Annotated in this window: 16 protein-coding genes and 1 pseudogene; 4 read left to right on the forward strand and 13 right to left on the reverse strand. The window is 62.6% G+C overall.

Translation table 11 applies throughout. From position 1 onward, the window contains the following. Window positions 1-147 precede the first annotated feature (147 nt). Window positions 148-381: pseudogene (locus ASH04_RS27255) on the forward strand (IS110 family transposase); the annotation flags it as partial. A gap of 286 nt (window positions 382-667) precedes the next feature. On the opposite strand, the gene ASH04_RS15915 reads toward ASH04_RS27255, so the two are convergent. From ASH04_RS15915 to ASH04_RS15945, 7 genes are all read right to left on the reverse strand, one after another. Next, entirely contained in the window at window positions 668-1,099 is a 432-nt protein-coding gene (locus ASH04_RS15915) for a hypothetical protein (RefSeq protein WP_156394574.1), read from the reverse strand. 59 nt (window positions 1,100-1,158) lie between these two features. Further along, the gene (locus tag ASH04_RS15920) at window positions 1,159-1,788 is read right to left on the reverse strand and encodes a hypothetical protein (RefSeq protein WP_156394575.1); all 630 of its coding nucleotides are present in this window, start codon (window positions 1,786-1,788) and stop codon (window positions 1,159-1,161) included. A gap of 75 nt (window positions 1,789-1,863) precedes the next feature. Further along, window positions 1,864-4,440 carry a glycohydrolase toxin TNT-related protein gene (locus tag ASH04_RS26210; protein ID WP_156394576.1) on the reverse strand — a complete coding sequence of 859 codons (2,577 nt, stop codon included), beginning with the start codon at window positions 4,438-4,440 and terminating at the stop codon, window positions 1,864-1,866. Further along, complete coding sequence (locus ASH04_RS15930) at window positions 4,437-4,721, reverse strand: hypothetical protein (protein ID WP_057474036.1); 285 nt, start codon at window positions 4,719-4,721, stop codon at window positions 4,437-4,439. The genes ASH04_RS26210 and ASH04_RS15930 overlap by 4 nt, the downstream gene beginning before the upstream one ends. Window positions 4,722-4,831: 110 nt before the next feature. Then, entirely contained in the window at window positions 4,832-5,218 is a 387-nt protein-coding gene (locus ASH04_RS15935; RefSeq protein ID WP_057474037.1) for a hypothetical protein, read from the reverse strand. 90 nt (window positions 5,219-5,308) lie between these two features. Next, entirely contained in the window at window positions 5,309-5,953 is a 645-nt protein-coding gene (locus ASH04_RS15940; protein WP_057474038.1) for an MspA family porin, read from the reverse strand. 386 nt (window positions 5,954-6,339) lie between these two features. Beyond that, on the reverse strand, window positions 6,340-7,074 hold the full coding sequence (locus ASH04_RS15945; RefSeq protein WP_156394577.1) for a hypothetical protein: 735 nt from the start codon (window positions 7,072-7,074) through the stop codon (window positions 6,340-6,342). Window positions 7,075-7,350: 276 nt separating this feature from the next. On the opposite strand from ASH04_RS15945, the gene ASH04_RS26790 reads away from it, so the two are divergent. Then, window positions 7,351-7,704, forward strand: a complete 354-nt coding sequence (locus ASH04_RS26790; RefSeq protein ID WP_162247547.1) for a hypothetical protein — start codon at window positions 7,351-7,353, stop codon at window positions 7,702-7,704. Window positions 7,705-8,159: 455 nt separating this feature from the next. Here ASH04_RS26790 and ASH04_RS15955 read toward each other — a convergent pair whose 3' ends face one another. From ASH04_RS15955 to ASH04_RS15985, 6 genes are all read right to left on the reverse strand, one after another. Continuing rightward, window positions 8,160-9,926 (reverse strand): sigma-54-dependent Fis family transcriptional regulator, encoded by a 1,767-nt coding sequence (locus tag ASH04_RS15955; RefSeq protein ID WP_057474041.1) that lies wholly within the window; start codon window positions 9,924-9,926, stop codon window positions 8,160-8,162. Between the two features lie 307 nt (window positions 9,927-10,233). Continuing rightward, a complete protein-coding gene (gene groL, locus ASH04_RS15960) occupies window positions 10,234-11,883 on the reverse strand; it encodes a chaperonin GroEL (RefSeq protein ID WP_032368907.1) in 1,650 nt (549 codons plus the stop codon). 422 nt (window positions 11,884-12,305) lie between these two features. Beyond that, complete coding sequence (gene mimD, locus ASH04_RS15970; protein WP_027494759.1) at window positions 12,306-12,650, reverse strand: propane 2-monooxygenase effector subunit MimD; 345 nt, start codon at window positions 12,648-12,650, stop codon at window positions 12,306-12,308. Continuing rightward, window positions 12,647-13,771 (reverse strand): aromatic/alkene monooxygenase hydroxylase subunit beta, encoded by a 1,125-nt coding sequence (locus ASH04_RS15975; protein ID WP_027494758.1) that lies wholly within the window; start codon window positions 13,769-13,771, stop codon window positions 12,647-12,649. The genes mimD and ASH04_RS15975 overlap by 4 nt, the downstream gene beginning before the upstream one ends. A gap of 65 nt (window positions 13,772-13,836) precedes the next feature. Then, window positions 13,837-14,880, reverse strand: a complete 1,044-nt coding sequence (locus ASH04_RS15980; protein WP_057474043.1) for an FAD-binding oxidoreductase — start codon at window positions 14,878-14,880, stop codon at window positions 13,837-13,839. A gap of 87 nt (window positions 14,881-14,967) precedes the next feature. Continuing rightward, complete coding sequence (locus tag ASH04_RS15985) at window positions 14,968-16,599, reverse strand: methane monooxygenase (RefSeq protein WP_057474044.1); 1,632 nt, start codon at window positions 16,597-16,599, stop codon at window positions 14,968-14,970. A gap of 248 nt (window positions 16,600-16,847) precedes the next feature. On the opposite strand from ASH04_RS15985, the gene ASH04_RS15990 reads away from it, so the two are divergent. Both ASH04_RS15990 and ASH04_RS15995 read left to right on the forward strand, forming a co-directional pair. Next, complete coding sequence (locus ASH04_RS15990; RefSeq protein ID WP_057474045.1) at window positions 16,848-17,033, forward strand: hypothetical protein; 186 nt, start codon at window positions 16,848-16,850, stop codon at window positions 17,031-17,033. A gap of 61 nt (window positions 17,034-17,094) precedes the next feature. Then, complete coding sequence (locus ASH04_RS15995; RefSeq protein ID WP_057474046.1) at window positions 17,095-17,688, forward strand: hypothetical protein; 594 nt, start codon at window positions 17,095-17,097, stop codon at window positions 17,686-17,688. Window positions 17,689-17,744: the final 56 nt, after the last annotated feature.

Genomic DNA, 17,744 nt, shown 5'->3' on the forward strand with positions numbered 1-17,744 from the left:
CTTGCCGTTCAGTGTGGCGGTTGCGGGGTTCTCCGGGGAGACGAGGTCGTCGAACGCGCGCTGGCCAGCCGTCTTACGAGCAGTTCCGCTCTTGACTTCGTACGTTGTACGTCCTGTCGGGGTTCTCGGCGAGCTCGTCGTCAAGACGAGGCCGCGTTGCGGCGAATGGTCGACGATTTGAGCCGTCAGGAAAAGCTGCTGGTGATCGTCGACCGACCACGCAACATCGGCGCACTCCCGGTTGTGGTTGCTTGCGATTGCGGAATCGATGTCGCCTACCTACCCGGACAGCGTATGCGTCGCTTTACCGACCTGTATCCCGGCAACGGAAAGACCGACGCCAACGATGCGTTCATCGCTGACGCGGCGCGCACACTCCCGATGTTCTCACCGTTGGGCCCCTGCCGCCGGTGGGGATGGAGATGCCGGTCTGACCGGTCCATCGATACGGGTCGAGAAGGTCAGGACCGCAACGGTTTCGGCCATGCCGTCGCATCCTTGGCAGTCACTTTCGGATGCGCGACGATCACCGCGATGAACGCCGCAACCGACATACCCAAACCATGCGACAACGCAGCCCCACTCCGCCCCCCTTCGAGCCATGCACTCGGCTCCTCGTCGAGGAAATAGCGAAAATCCGTATCGTACGGCGGATTCAACGAATGCCTCACCACACCGGGGCCGGTCGTGCCGTTCCACATCCACTCCACGTACCCCACAGTGGGGGGCCACGGTGCGGCATCCGATATGAACCGATCACCCCAGCTGCGTAGCGTTTCACCGCATCCTCGAACCGACCGAACGTCACCGCCGCACCCTCACTGTTGCGCTCGGATGCCGACATCGAAACGTACCCGCGCGCAGTCTTGCGCACCCCGCGATACCCGTCGAAGTACCCACCACCACTGCGTGGGAATTCGGTCACGACGTATCCGTCACCGGAAAACACCGGATCGGTCCACTCCACCCCGAACGCGGCAAGAATCACCGACCGCAAATACTCCACCATCGCCGTGAACTGAGCCACTTCGTCATCGGTCAACGACCCCACACCAAGGAAATTGTCCTCCTCCGCGCCACGAAGAGGGTTCCTAGTCATGTTCGCTCCTGACTGGATTTGCTTGTCACGATGCCGAACCAGCCATACCGGTCAAAGAGTCAGGGACGCGCCGGTTTCGGCCACGCTGTCGCATCCTCGGCAGTCACCTTCGGATGCGCGACGATCACCGCGATGAACGCCGCAATCGACATACCCAAACCATGCGACAACGTCGCAACCACCCTGTCACCCTCGAGCCATGCACTCGGATCATCTTCGAGGAAATAACGAAACTGAGTATTCGACCGACCCAACAGGTGCGCAACGACACCGGGCCCGATCGTGCCGTTCCACATCCACGCCACGCTGCCCAGGTAACGGCCGCTGCGCCACGTCCGAAACGAATCGAGCACCCCCGCTGCGTAGCCTTTCACCGCATCCTCGAACCGGCCGAACGTCACCGACCCACCCTCGAGGTTGCGCTCGTCGCCCGACATCACCGCATACCCGCGCGCAGTCTTGCGCACCCCGTCATACCCGGCGAAGTACCCACGACTGCGTGGAATTTCGGTCACGACATACCCGTCACCGGAAAACACCGGATCGGTCCACTCCACCCCGAACGCAGCAACAATCACCGACCGCAAATACTCCACCGCCGCCGTGAACTGAGCCACCTCGCCATCGGTCAACGACCCCACCCCATCGGGATTGTTCTCCTCCGCCTCACGAAGAGGGTTCCTGGTCATACTCGCTCCTGACTGGATGTGCTTCTCACGTTACTGTCTGCCGACCCTGTCCCGGATGCGGGCGAGGCTTCCTGATCACGGTGGAGACGGTGGGTAGATCTGCTTGATGATGTCCGCATTGATCATTTCCTGAATGGTCAGTAGGGAAAAGTCTTTGATATTGGTGTGATCGTCACCGCGCCGCAGGATCGGCAGCCCAGTCACATCGTCGATGCGGGTCACCACGAATTGGGTGCCACCCCCGTCCGCGGCGAAGGCTTTCGCGATCTCACCGGTGAGCACCGCGAGGTTGTCCGGTAGCGGTTGATCGACGATGTACCGGTAATACGGTTCGGCGGCGCTCTCTGGTGGAAGACTCCGTGCAGGAAACGGGTCCCCGTCCGTCCCGAGAAACCTACCGCGTGGCTCCCCGAAGCGGTCGAATGTCGCCCCCGGTGGGAACTGCGGAAGCCGTTCGTAGACCGGAAGACTGGTAACGGGGTCGACAACGAACCCCAGATGATCCGGGTATCCGAACCCCGCCGCCTGCCACGTTTCCGGTGTCCCTCCGGGACCGTACGGGGTTGCGTCCGGTGGGAACAGGCGGACCGCTTCGGGGTCGATCCCGGCCGGATCGGGGTATGCCCCGATACCGGTGGCGGGTTTCGGTGTCGGTGTCGGGTTCGATGCCGGAGCGGCTGTCTCCGGTGTCACTGTCGCACGGGTGGCACCGGAGTCCGCACCCCCACGCCCGAGGCCCTCGGCCACCTCATCGGCAGCAGTGCGGGCGATACCCGGTTCGAGCCGTCCAGCAACAGAGGCCGCCCGCGACGCTGCTCCAGCTTCGGCGAACGGACCGGTGAGCACAGCGACCCCGGCATCGAGCCGCATCTGCTCCGCCCAGTACCCCGGACCCTCGTTCTCCAACGCATCGAGCCGCAGAGCACTACCGAGCACTTCACCGGTGGTACCGGTGGGGTCCCGGTTGTACTCCACAGCAGCCTGCGCGACGGACTTCCCCAACCCCAGCAGATCCGACCCCGCCTCGGCGAATCCGTCGATGCCGTTGGCCCCGCGCACATTCTGAGAGAACCGGAACAACGACGTCAGCGCGGCTCCTTGCTCGCTGAACCAATCATCGCGCCCACGCTCTGCAGCAGATTCGCGCAGCGCCTCGGCGCGATCGACCTCGGCCCGCGCCGCAGCATCGTCAGCGGCCTGCTCGGCGGCGGCCTGGTCTTCGGCCATCTGCTGATAGGTGTCGGTGCTGGCTTCGGTGGTGTACGGCAGACCGGCATCGGTGCCGGTGCCGGTGCCGGTGCCGGTGTAGCGGTTGGTGGTGCCGCCGCCTTGGTCGACGGTGAGGTCGGTACCGTCCTTGACGGTGTCGGTGGTGGGTTGATAGGGGCTGTATCCGGGGTCGGGAGCACCGACGACGGCGATACCGCCGGGTTGACCACTGATCGCATCCTGCCCGTTGTACAGCGGTGTCGCCGTGATCGATCTCCCGGTGGCGGCGTTCTCACCGCCGGACAAGGGGTCGGCCAGGATCGGATACAGAATGTTCTCGATGCCCACGGTATCGACGACCTGGACGAGGTGTCCGTCGCGGATCTCGTAGTGCGTGGGAATCGGTGTGCCGTCGGCGTCGTACGCCCACGGCGCGGCGACCGTCGAGACGGGGTTTCCGTCGGCGTCGACAACGGTCACCGAACCGTCCGGACCGACCGACATGCGTCCCCCGGGCGGCACGTCGACAGGAATCACCGATTCGTGCGAGGACGACGGGTCGTGGATGAGGAAGAACGTGCGGCGACCCCCACCCGGATCGGGGACGGTGATCTTCGACTGCCCACCAGGGGCATACGCGATCAACGGCGAAGCAACAGTGCCGACCGCTTGGGAGAGAATCGATTCCGGAGTCCGAGGGCTGAACGGTCCGGGCCGCCCACGCACTCCGATCCCGGCTGCGGTGAACGCGGCGGCACCGACCAACACGAGTTCGAGATACCTGTCACGATCTGCACCCTCCCCGGCTACCGAGGATCCAGATTCCGAAACCGGTTGCGCTGGTGCGGTATTGGTAGGTATCGGCCCGGGGCCACGATCGGGTACCGCGGTGGGTGCAGTCGATCCAGCAGGCTGCGACGATGTCGGCGCACCACCACTGGTCGCCGTCGCAGCCGGGACGCCTGCAGGACTCTCGACACCTGGGGCTGCTGGTGCGCCGGGTGTTGCGGTCTGCGCCACCCCGGGCACAGGCACGATGGGGGTGCCGTTGTAGGTGGGAAAGTTCGTCGGTGCGTTCGCCCCGACGTTCGGGCCACCGCCGGGTGCTTGCGCGCCCGGTAATCCCGCGGTGCTCGTCGGCGGAGTAGTCGTGGTCGTGGGCGGTGCGGTCAGGCACGGGTTGATGTACTCGGGCGGGATCGGAGAGCCCGGCGGTAAGGAGGCAATCAGGTTCAGGTAGATCTGATGATCCCGTGCCCGCACCGCCGCACAATCTTCTTCCGGTGTCGCATACGCCGGCCCTGCTGTGAGCACGATCGCGGCACCGATCACTGAGGCGGTCCCGGTCAACAATGCTCCGGCAGCGAGGACTCCCGCCACCGACCTACGTAGCGCCGGCTTCCTCGTTGCCGCAGGCGGTTTCGATATAGGTTCCGGTGTCATCGGTGGTCCTGGGCCGCCGTCTTCCGGACCGCGGCAACCACTCTGTCTGCGCCCCACCAGAACACCCGTCCGGCGATCGACATCCACAGAAAGAACGTCAGATACACCAGGATCGTCCCGTGATCGGCAGCCCACCCGGCGAGGTGTCCGATCACCGCGAACGCCACAATCAGCAACCCGAGCCCGAACAGTGTCGCGATCACCGCCGTCGACATCTGGTTCCGTGCTGCGCCGACGCGGCGGGTCGGTGGGGTCATCGGGTCGGCCGGTGAAGTGGTCATCGAAAGTGAATGCCTTTCTCTACCAGACAGAAACGCGGGACTCGAGATATCCGCAACCGGCTGGGTCGGAGAGCGGGAGGAGATGTATCTGGACAGGAAGGAGGTGTTCTCTACCGGGGGCAGTTGATGTACGAGGTGGCTGCGGCTGCCCACTTCCCGCTCGGCGGAAGGTAGAACTGATAGGAAGCGCAACCGTTGGGGTACTGCGCAGCTCGAGCGGTCGCGATTGCCAGAACGTTCGCCGAGGAGTCGATCACCCTCTCCCACCCCTGTACCGGAATCGTGATATTCGCGTTGGCCAGAGCGGCCGGGATACCACTGTCACGGGCTGCAACAGCGACAGTGTGATCGATGGGTATCTGCACAACGGGGGCACCGAGTTCAGCAAGGGTGGGTGCTGCCGATGCTGCCGGTGCGAAGGCGAGCAGAACGCCACCGGCCACAGTCGTCGCTGCTGCGGCCACAGCCGCGGCTTTGTTCATACGTGCGTCGAACATGGAGTACTCCCTGTGAATGATCAGGTTCGATGGGCTCGAACACGGTTGGGTAACAGCCTCAGTGCTGCTTCGATGAAATCGAGACGTCGGTCAGAGCCAAGTGGGGTCGGAGTACACGAACACACTGTTGTCCGAGGTCGCTGTCGACACCGCGAACTGCGCGTAGGAGCGGATCGTGACCGGTCCCAGGCAGGCATCGACCTTCACATGCACGTTCTCCGCCGTGATCGAGGCCTTGGAGGTTTCGAGATTTTTCATGCCGAGCGGAATCGTGGTGATCGTTCCTGGAGCGATGGTGGCCTGGATGTTCGGGTTCACCGAAGCATTGACACCGATATTTGCCGACGGAACCCCAGAGATGGACACACCCACCGACGGACCGAACGAAAAGCCAAGTCCCAAGCCGAGACCGGACGAGACATCGATCTGACACCCGATCTGCAACCCCTGCTCGATGTACCCCGTTTTCACCGCGCTATCACCGGCACCGGCGACGGTGCCGGTCACCTTTGCCGACACGAACCCCTCGCGCGTGAACGCCGTAGTCGCCAGGTTCGGAACTGGGTTCGCCGATAGTTTGCTCGCGGTGAGATCGAGGATCCATCCGTCATCGGTGACCGTGCTCGAAAACTTGTCGGCCAATGGCGTCGGGGTTGCTGCTGCACTGCCTGCGAACGCAAGCGAACCCGCGGCCAATAACGTCGAAAGAACCGCTGGAATAGCGATTCTCTTCACCGTGCGGCGGCTCCGCGCCGTCCTCGATGTGGACGTTCTGCTTGTCGTTGTTCCCATTTTGTTGTCTCCCTCGGCGGACCGGAAAGGCCAGGACTATCGATGTTGCTGAAAGTTTGCTGATCATTTTGGATGGCACGCTACAACACCACACCGGCACTCGACCGGTTCACGAGGCTCGAATGGCCCACGAATAGCCGTACTTGGAGTTACAAGAACATTTCGGCAAGTCGTGGACCAGGCGGTTTGCTTACCGGACGATGGTGGCAGGGCTCACAATTGTCAGTCCTGAACACGGCCGAATCGCATTCACCGTGCCCGTGAGGGTGGGCTGTATCCGACGCGACCAAGATCGGTCTCAATGGCAAGCGAGGATGGGGAACGTGCGGTCACTCGCCTCGCGCCGGTGTGGGATCGCTCGGACCACCAATCCGGGGCGGGGAGAACTGCGCGCGCAGTGCGCGCCACCGATCGAGGATTTCGCGCAGACGATGCTGCGACTGTGGCTTCGCCAGCTCTACAACTGACTCACACAGCCAAGGCTCGAGATGCCGCAACGCCATGTCCGCCCGCGCCGAGCCGGACTCGTCTGCGAGTACCTCCAGCAGATTTTCGCGCAGCAGCCGCACCAGCTTTTCCTGGTCGATCAGCTCGGGCCCACTCGGTGTCGACGGGCCGGGATTCACATCGCTCCGCCGCTGCAGCTCAACGTCGAAACGACGTGCACTCGCCTCGATCACAGCCGCAACGGCATCGGAGTCCACGCCGCCCGGTAGAGCTGCGATCACCTGTGCCGCTGCAGCTTCGAAGCATGCCCATCCCTGACGGTCGCTGGTGCGGTGCCACCACGCCATGGCGGCTGCTCGGTCCCATACCTCGACCAGCTCACGCTCACGCTTGGGTAAAGCCCGCATTGCGTCGCCGATCGCGAACCATTGATGCTGACACCGTCTGCGCGCTTCGTCCGCAGCCCACTGATCGTCGGCGCTGCCAGTGATCTGCGCAGTCCGCGCCAATTTTTGATGCTCTATCAACGCCTTTCGCGCCTCTTCCGCCACGGCTGCGATCTCTACCCGCGCGGCCCTGCGGCGCGCAGATAGCCACCACATCAGTACCTTCATCACACCACCAATGCTGCCCTCTCTTGCAACACAATTGGAGGGCCGGAAGACGGGACTATCTCACACCGACAAGCCGACGGGCAGCCCGCTCCGCGTAGGGGGCGGGCGTTCGACAGCGGTCAGGGACAGCTGTCACAAGACCGGAATCCGGCCTCTCCGAACCGAGTCCACCGAGTCGGCAGGCGATAGATTCTGTCGTAGAACAATCCGAGCGGCTGTTGCTCTCGCCGTGTACGAGCTCGAGTGTTGCCGCATTCGGGGACGGCTATCGCGTCCACAGTGAAGCAGTCGTTGCCGCCGGCTCACTCGTGGTCATCGATGTCACTGTGCCCTGACGGCGTCACCCGCGACGACATCACTGTCGTCCGCGAATACGAGCACACCCGTATCGAGTGCAACGGCCCACCGGTGTGGCTGTGCCCACTCTCGCCCGAGCTGCTCAGCGGGAATCAGCGAGTCTGCGAAATCTTCGACAAGGGTCCCTTTGCTGATACCTCCTTCGCGTCGAATTTGGACTTTGTCACCAACCTTGTGGCCAATTTGTGTGTTACTCCGCGTCGCAGTCATGACGATATTGAATCAGACAACACCCTCATGCGCCTGCGTGGAACGCCGCGATCGGACGCTGTGTGACGTATTCGTGCCCGTTTGGGCGGCTTGGTGCGCAGGTTTTCAATCAGCTGGACGCCTTGCGATATGAAGTCGAACACCGATCGCCAAAACCCCTGCGGCGGTGGTCCGCTCCTGTTCGGCACCGCTGAAGCGCCAGCCGAGTGAAGCCGGAAACATCGACGCAGTGCCACGAGGCGTCTCGTGGCGCGGGTGGCCCCGAGTGCACGTGCCGCATTGCGCCAGCGCACCCGGCTCCTCGCAGTCGATACGACCTCGTCAATGTGTCCGATCACGCAGACACCTGGGCGGGCAAACGTGGTTGGACTGAGCTAGACCTTCGAGGTCGCTCGAACCCACAACCCGCTCGGTTCGAATTCCTTCGCGCGCACAGAAGAAGATGCCCCGAACTGCAGCGATGCGGTTCGGGGCTTTTTCGTCGAGCATCCGACCTGCGGCCGGCTCGGCGTCTGGCCTGTCTAGAACTCGATCCCGAATTCTCGGATTTTTCGGTAGATCGTGGCCCGTGACATTCCGAGGGCATCCGCGGCGGCCTGTTTGTTCCCACCGTTTTCCTCGAGGCTGCGCACTATTGCGTCTCGGTTCATTGCCTCTATCGGGGTGAGGGTTCTGCGGCTCACCGCCCGGACGGACGGTGGCAGCTTGTCTGCCTCGACGACCCCTGAACGTTGACTCTGCACGACCTCCTGGAGCACGTCGCGGAGCTGTCCGACATTGCCGGGCCAACTGTATTTGGTCAGCTGACGGACCGCAGCCGCCGACAGTGACAGCTCCTGACCGCGACTGACTTGGCGCAGTAGGTAGGGAATCAACTTGTGGAGGTCTTCGATGCGGTGTCGAAGGGCGGGTACGTGCACGGTGTGGCCGAAGAAGGGGAGTATCAGTGCCTCGCTTCCGGCGCTCTGCGTACCGGTTCCGATGGTGGCCCCCATCCATCCGGCGTGTTCGCGCCCTTGAATCAGGCTCGCGATCTCTTGCTGGACAGAGTTCGGAACCAGGTCGAGGTCGCGAATGATGACGCTGAATTCGTCCTGTTCGATCTCGGTTTCGAGCGCCCGCATCCCTGCGTCCCCGTCGGCGAGTTCGGCTGCGGTGACGAAGTGTGTGCGACTGGAAATATGCTGTTGTGCCGCAGCTTTGAGGACTGCAAATCGGCCCGAGCCGGATTCGCCTGCCACCACGGCCCATTCGTGCCTGCGGACGCACTGCGACACGTCTCGGGTCGCGCGCCTCCACGATGCGCTGTCTCCCACGATGCCGGGCAGCGACCTGATGCCCTCGATGGCTATCGCCGCCGGACCGGCTGTGTCGTTGAGGTAGGCGTGGTACACCGCCACGCCGTGTCGAGGCGCTAGGGCGTCGTCGTGGAACGGCGACAACCTGACGGTCTGCCCACCGGGCAGGGTCAGCAGATACTTGCTGTTGTCGGTGTGGACGCTCAGATCGACTGCGTGCTCGAGCAACGCGGCTTGGTCTTGCGGGGTAAGGGCATTGCGTAGCTTGCGATTGAGCAGGACGATGTCGTCGCCGAGTGCCAGAACTCCGACCTGTTGGGATCGCCTGCACGCTTTGAGATAGGTGTTGAGCAGAGCGGTCTGCTCCTGACTCGATTGGGACAGCAGTCGACCTTCGATCTGTGCCGTCGCCGATTGCGCGAGTGTCACCAGGAGTGGAGCTCCGTCGTCGATCCACCCGGTCACGTCGAGAACGCCGACGACGAGTCCGGTTATGGGATGAACGATGGGGACGCCGGCGCACACCAACCCGCCCAAGCTCTCGACGTAGTGTTCGGCTCCGTAGACCAGAGTCGGTTGGCGAGTCTCGAGCGCTGTGCCGATGCCGTTGGTTCCGGCATATTCTTCCGAGTAGCTGAAGCCCGGTGCGAGATTGACGTTGTCCAAATTATCCAGCAGTGGCTTGCTACCGGCCACGCGGTCCAACACCACACCGTCGGCCGAGGTGAGGATCACCGAAATCGGCTCGTCCACCAAACCTGTTGCGAGCTGGCGAAGTACGGGCGCTGCGGCGACGACGAGAGGGCTGTCCAAGTCGGGTTCGCGAACGAAGGGCAGGTGCAGAATGTCGGGTTGGATGTTCAGTGCGCGCGATCGTTCCCACGAGAACGAGATCTGGTCTCGGACCGCGTCGTCGAACTCGTTCTCTACGAAGAACTTGTCACGCGCTTTCAAGAGATCGCGTGCGCCCTGTCTTGCCAAAGCCGCCACCTACCCACAACAATCGAGGAAACTCAATTACCGCCTGCGCGTGAATGATTCGGCGTAGGTGTTCTGCGGGGGTCGAGTCTACCCGTCGGAAAGCGTGGCGTCTGCGGTTTTTGGGACTCGGCTGCGACAGGTACCTCGGGACCGATATGAATGCCGGTCAGAACTCGCAGCACGACTCGAAGGTCGTGATCGGTCAGCTCGCGTCGCGGCTTCGATGAGGACATCGTGGTTGGCTCCTTGGTGCGGCTCGGGGATCGGCGTCCTCACTGCGATGCCGACCCCCGAGTAGCGCGAAACTCGTTGGGTTTCAGTAGATGTTCGAGGGGCGGACCATTCCTTCGGCGAGATCGCCGAATCCGGGGGCCACGATCGCGCCCGGGTTGCCGAATACCTCTTCCACCACTGCGGTTTCGGTGGTGATCAGCAGCGCTGCAATGGAAGCTGCACTTTCGAGCGCCGCACGCGTCACTTTGAAGGGATCGATCACTCCGTCGTCGAACATGTCTCCGTATTCGCCGGTGAGCGCATTGAAGCCATGGCCCAGTGGCAGTCCGGACACGATCTCCACGACGTCGTCGCCTTCGTAGCCGGCGTTGATGGCGATCCATCGAAGTGGTTCGGTGAGCGCTTTGCGGACCACTTCGGCACCGATCGCCTGGTCTCCGGTCAGCTCCAACTCGCCGAGGGCGCGATGGGACTGCGCCAACGCGGTACCCCCGCCGGAGACGATCCCGGATTCCAGAGCTGCTCGAGACGCCGCCAGGGCGTCCTCGACACGCAGCATGCGTTCCTTGAGCTCGACACTGGTGGCCCCGCCTACCTTGACCACGGCCACCCGGCCGGTCAGTCGTGCGATCCTCTGCTCGAGGCTGTCCCGGTCACCGTCGATCTTGGAGCGCTCGAATTGCGACTCGAGCTGAGCCACGCGTGCGTCGAGCAGCTTGGGATCGCCCCGGCCACCGACAATGGTGGTCGAGTGCTCGGTGACGGTGATGCGGTCGCACGAGCCCAGTTGGTCGAGCGAGACCTCGAACAGCTCGAGTCCGGTGTCCTTGGCGATGACCTGACCCCCGAGTGACACGGCCAAATCTTGGAGTTCTGCGACGCGGCGATGTCCGAAGCCCGGTGCTCGCACCACGACGGACTGCATCGTGTTGTGCATGTTCCCACCGACCAACAGCTGCAGCGCCGGTCCATCGACGTCCTCGGCGATGACGACCAGGGGACGATCTGCGCGCTTCGCAGCTTCGATGCTCGGCATGATGTCCTGGACCTGGTTGATCTTCTTGTTGGTCAACAGAATGACCGGATTTTCGTGGACGGCTTCTGCACGCTCGTGATCGGTGATCATGTAGCCGGAAATGAACCCGTGATCGAACTCGATGCCGTCGACCACGTCGACCGACATCCCGAGAGTGTCGCTTTCCTCGGTGGTGACGATGCCCGACTTGCCCACGTACTCCACGGCTTTGGCCACGCACTGGCCGATGGCGTCGTCGTCGCTGGCCGCCAGTGTCGCGATGCGCTCGAGGTCTGCATTGCCGACCACCTCGACGGCTTGAACGCGCAAGGAATCGACGACGGCCGAGACGGCGGTCTCGATGCCTCGGCGCAGACGCATCGGGTTGGCACCGGCGTCCACTGCTCGCAGCCCCTCCCGCACCATCGCTTGGGCAAGCACGGTGGCAGTGGTGGTTCCGTCGCCGACCACTCCGTTCGTCTTCATCGCCACCTCTTTGACCAGCTGCGCACCCATGTTCGCAAACGGGTTGCTGAGCTGAATCTCTTTCGCGATCGTGACGCCGTCGTTGGTGATAGTCGGTGGGCCCGTGAGCTTCTCGAGCACGGCGTTGCGCCCCTTCGGACCCAAAGTCACCTTGACCGCGTCGGCGAGTGCGTTGACGCCTTGCTCCAGTAAAGCGCGCGCCTCGGTGTTGAACCGCAGTTCTTTGGCCATGACGTATTCCCTTCGAGTGGTGTGATGTGCGGTCGATTCGGTTCACGGGGTCGAGAGCGTGGACTGTCCGGACGAATGTCGAGGCCCTCTTCGTTCGTCCGGCATCATGGGTTTGCCGCTCTCGTCCACGAAGACGCGACTGTTGGGACAGATGCTCAGCCCGAGTGCGCTCCGCCGTCGCAACAACGCTGTGGTGTGTGTTTCGCCTCTGATATCGCGGAGTGTCAGGGAACGAACACGATCGGTACCTTCTCGGGTGCGAGCCAGATGCTCAGCGATCGAACGATCCAGAACCGCGAAGTATGCTTCGAGACAGGCAGTCTCGTGTTGGTCGACGTCGGTTTCGTACATCTTCGAATCTCCCACTCGTGTCGGTTCGGGGCTGGGCATCGATGGCCGGCGCTCGATCGGCCGAAGCGAGGTCAGGGGCGTTCGGCGAGATCGAACCCGATGTACTTGGCGGCGTCCTCGGGGCTGGCGAAGAGCATCGTCTTGTCGTCGAGGTGCACCATGCGGCCGTAATGCGTCGAGCTGATCTCCTCGAAGACCGACCCGTCGAATTCCTGGCCGAGTGCATCGGTCAGCTCGTCGTAGTCGAACGAGAGGAGTTTGGTGCCGTCGACGCGGATCATCGAGGGATACTCGGTGAGCTCGACGCCGTCCTTGTCACCCATCACCTCGGCAACCACACGTCCGACCGGCGTGTTCATCAGCGTCACGCCGCACTTGTTGGAGAACTCCGTGTCCGATCCGAAATGCATGGTCATAGTGCCAACTCCTGCGGGATGTCGAGGCCGAGTGATTCGAGCAGAACGGTGAATTTGGCGATCGCCGCGTCCAAGCTGGTCGCGAACGTCACGGCCTTGTCCGCGGGCTGCGACCAGATGGGTTGCAATGCGCGTGCGGCGGCGAGGCATCTCGGTACCCACAGCGCCATCCATTCGCCGAACAGTGCGCGATTGGCTTCGCCGTGTTCTGGATCGTGTGTGAGCAGCTGGAACAGCGTCCGGGTGTAGTTGAGGTCGCGGTCGTAGTCGTGCTCGCCGGTACCGACGATGGTCGGGGTGATGTAGTCGCCGTTGCGGGCGGAAATCTGCATCACCAGTTCGGTGCGGAACAGGGAGCCGACGAGCTGCTCGAAGACGATGTTGGTTGCGAAGAGCAATTCGCACCAATCCGGTACAGCCGTCAGCTGTTCCACGACCTCACGTGTTGGTTGCCACTCGGGTGCGCTCTTCCATACCTCCATGTGGGCCGAACCGTCGAAGGAGACATCGGCTTCGGACAGATCGAGATTGAACAATGCGAGATCCTGTGCGAACCGCATCTTGTGGGCGGCGTTCACCGCAACGGCCGTGTTGATCATGTTCGTCGGCCCCGAACGCTGAATGGACGTGAACACATGCAGTGCCAGTCCATTTTCCGCGTGCATCCACGCACCGACGTTCCGCTCGATGAACTTCAGCCACGGGGTGTTCCAGCCGGCGTAGGCACGGGCCCGCTTGGCGTTGCTCAGACACAGCTCGACTTGATGCACGACAGCGGAGTTGTTGCGGAAGATCGTCTGGTCCCATTCTTCGTTGGGATCCAGAAATTGGTGCCAGTTCGAGGATTTCGCGACCGTCCACTCCTGTGGGTAACCGCCCGGGCCGTCGCCGAAGCCGTAGATCCACCCTTGCGTGAGGTGCCGATCCGGGTCCGGCTGAACGTCGACGGTCACGTCCTCGTACATCGTGGCCCGACGTTTGGCCGGTGTGTAGTAGCTGTACGTACGGCTTCTCGAACTGGGGAACTCCTTGGCTCCGGCCTCGGAATCGGTGAATTCGATTGTGGGGAAGCTGCGTTGCTTCGGCTCCGTCGTGGCAGTCGAGTCTGTGGTGGCAGTCATGTCTGGCCTCTCGGTTGAGGTAGGGGCTGGTGTTCGTGGTGCGCGTGCCCGGTCTCGGCGGTGAACTAGTCGAAGGCAGGGCTGGTGAACTTGTCGAAGAAGATCTGGTCCGTCGGCGTTCCGCACACGTCGAGGAGGTCCAACGCAGCGTCGACCATCGGGGGAGGTCCGCACAGGTAGACCTCGGCTTTGGCGATGTCGGGTTCGAGACGACGTACGACGTCGGTGACGTTTCCCTCTTCGATCGACAAGGATCCCGAGGATGCGACTCCCGCTGCGTCGGATACGCACGCCACGAAGGTGAAGTCGACCAAACCTGCACTGAGGGAGATGATCTCGTCGACGTAGAACAGGTCGGCCGGGGTTCTCGCGCCGTAGTAGAAGTGCACGGGACGGGTGTTGCCGGACTCGCTCATGTGCCGGACCAGCGACAGGACGGGTGCCATGCCGGCACCACCGCCGATGCAGACCACGGGCAGGACGTGACCGTCCTTGAGGGTCGAGGAGCCGTACGGTCCGGTCAGGGAAATGCTGTCGCCGACCGAAATTCCGTCGTCCAGCAAGGCTGCGAATACGCCGCCCGGATATTTCTTGATGAGGAATTCGACCTGGTTCGGCGTCGACGGTGTCGACGCCATGGAGAAGGATCTGAACTCGTCGGTGCCGGGGATCTGCAGATCGGCGTACTGGCCCGGTTTGAACTCGAACACCTCGGGCTCGATCGGTTCGAGGCGTAGGGCCACGATGTCGGCGGTGACCGACTCGACCGAGACGACGCGGGTGGTGACGTTCTGAATCGGAATTCCGCCGAGTAGTTCGTCTTCGTCGAAATTGAGCAGCTCGATGGTGCAATCACTGTAAGCCTTTGTACGACAGAGTAGTACGAATCCCTCGTCCTGTTCTGCTTCGTTGCACGCGAAAGTGGAGTGGCCCTCCATCTGAATGTCTCCGTCGAGAACGAACGACTTGCACGCCGAGCAACGTCCTTCGCGACAGCCGTGCATCAGGTGGATTCCTTGTCGGAAGGCCGCGTCGAGAATGTGTTCGTCCTCTCGGACTTCCATCTCGATGTCGACCGGGTCGAACGTGATTCGGTGTGTGTCGGCCACGAGGGGTTCTCCTGAATCGAAAGAAAGTGATCGTGCTGGATGCGGTGGGCAGCGCCCGTGATCGGCCGCTGCCCACCGAGTCTGTGATCAGGCAGGCATGGTCGCGCCGGCTCGGTACGCGGCGATGTGCGCGTTCCGCTCCGATTCGGTCATCTGGTTCAGCAACACGTTCGGGCTCTGGAAGGTGTTCCCGCGGACATCGTCGAGTGTCCACATCTTCTTCGGATCCAGATCGAGGTGTGGCTGACCGACGAGGGTCTTGCCGTCGTCGCGGACGTAGCCGAGATCGGAGACGATGTCGGCGAGATCCTTGCCGTGGTGCAGTGTCTCCCATTCACGGAAACCGGTGAGACGACCCATGTTCGGCGTCTCCTTACCCTCGTACTCGCCGCGGAAGGCAACTGCGTCGGTCCAGTAGCACGTCTCCGAACAGTAAGTGCGCCAGTGGTTGTCGACCTTCTCGACCACCATGTCCTCGCGGATGAGGGCCGGCACCATGCACGTCCAGCAGCGGTGCGGGTACTGGTAGCCGACGTCCTCGAATGCGATCGGCTTGTTGATCCCCGGGTACGCGAGCCGGTTGTACTCCTCCCACCACTTGCCGTACTTGCTGTACCAGCCGGGGTACTTGTGCTCGAACCACTCGAAGTCCGTGTCGGTCATGGTGTCGATGCGCCAGTAGTTGACCGGCCAACCGGTGGCGAAGAATCGCGCGACCTCGTGCACGTAGCCCTTGTTCGTGATCCGGTTCCACGCTTCTTCGACCAAGTCGTGGGGGATCGTCAGGCCGTACTTCTCGAGCGGGATCAGGTAGCTGCGGTAGTAGTCGTCGTAGATCCACCGCTGCCACATCTCGGCGTAGCTTTCGCGGTCCTTGCGTCGATCCTTGGTGCCGTACTCGATGAACGTGCCGATGGCCGCGTCGACGACGCAGTGGTTGTTCCACCAGGCGTAACGCAGATCGCGTTCCAGGAGAGGACGATTTCGCTCGTCGGCGAGGGCCATGAGCAGAATCGAGTACCCGTTCGAGATGTGCCGTGATTCGTCGGACTGCACCGAGTGGAACACCGTCGGCAACAGGTAGTCGCCGTTGGCGGCGGCCTCGTCCGGCATGGCCACGAACAAGGTGTTGGTGAACGCCGTCTCCGCCACCACCGTCAGATAGATGTTTGCCGCCGTGATGGCATCACCGGTGATGAAGCCCTCGCCGAACTGCCTGCCGATGGTGCCCGCGTAGTTGTTCGCGAACGCTTTCTCGGTCATATCGAAGCCGGCCGGGTCGATGTAGTTGTTCATGTACAGCTTCTTGAGATTCATCTGAATCGTCGAGTGACGCACCTCGTCGATCATCTGAACGGCAAGGCCGTTGTGGATCTCGGGGTTCGGCACGGCGTCGATCGCCATCGGCATCGCACGGGCCGCCGAAATCTCGGGGAACGGAATGATCGAGAGGAACAACTTCTGCCACTCGAGCCAGCGTTGCTGGACCTGGCGGAACATGTTGCCGCGAATGGCACCGTCCATCGCGCCGTACACGCGGTTGTCCTTCTCCTCCTCCATGGGGAAGTAGGACCGCATGATCTGCTTGAGTGGGTCCTTCTTGGGTGCTTTCTCGAACGTGTAGTCCGTGCCGAAGCGAGTAGCAGGGGTAGCGAACGTGGGTTCCCACGTCAGCTCCGAAATCTTCGCGTGTGCCTTGGTAAGGCTTTGCCTACTCAATGTGCGCCTCCTGGATGCGAGGTCGGCAGGGGTTGTCGACCTTCTCGGGAAGATGTGCACATGATTGAACACCGTGATCTACGTCTCATCCGTCTCAGTTTGAGATTTGTGGCACTCAATGTGCGGCCTGGTAGACGGCGTGCAGATTGGTCGAAAGCACACCCGTTGAAAAGAAACCGGACGTAAGGTGTGCTTGTCTCGCCTAGGAGGGCACGCGAGCGATTTGCGATCTGCGGTCACGGTTGCTGGTGGCAATCGGTGTTGTCGCCGTCGCTGCGAGTCTGGTGTCCAACCTCTACAACGTCGAGAATCTCGTGCCGCGGGAGTGGGCACTCGACCCCCGCTTCGGTCTGTGGCCGAACATCGTGCTGACCGCAGCGGTGTTCGCGGTCGGAGCAGTGGGGTCGGGGTTTGCCGAACGGTCCCGGCGGTAAAGCCTGCGACGCAGCGCGACCCGGACGATGGGGGTCGTCGCCGGCGGTGGACACTGGCAGGATGGCCAGCCCAGGTGACCCGAAGTCGGTGTGGACGACAGTCTCGGTGATCGTCGGCACCGTGGCAGCAGGCGTCGTAGTCGCCGGTCTTCTCCACGATCCGCAACCCGACGCCGTGTCGATACCCGGCTGTGCGGAGGTCGTCCAACCCGAGGACATGCAGAGAATCAACTACGCCATTGTCGGACCGGATTCCGCCCCGGCGGGGTTCGACGCTTCGGCCCAGTCGGCCGCTTTGGCGCGAGCCCTTCCCGCCGGGACCACGGTAGAACCCGATGCCATGTTCCCACCGCTGACATTCGACTTCAGCGCCTCTGCGTATGGGCGTATCTCGCTGGGCGGAGCCGTGGGTGACCTGAACGTGAGGCTGTCGACATCCGACCAATCTGCCGGTCCATGTTTTGCCGGACAGGTCGATGAGCGTCGGACACTGAGTGACGGTACAGTCGTCGATCTGAGATCATCCGAGAGAGGCAGTCGCGTAGAGGTATACGGGACCGACGGCAGCATCGTCGATGTATCCGCCGACCCTGTGTTGACGGTCCAGCAAGTGACCGACATCGCGATGACCCCCAGTCTTCGCTGGAATTCCTAGGCCCCCTTGACCGCCGAACCTTGCACGCCGAAGTCTGCACTGCCCCAACAAGTCCG

Source organism: Rhodococcus sp. Leaf233, assembly GCF_001426165.1.
In the GTDB taxonomy this organism is placed as follows: domain Bacteria; phylum Actinomycetota; class Actinomycetes; order Mycobacteriales; family Mycobacteriaceae; genus Rhodococcoides; species Rhodococcoides fascians.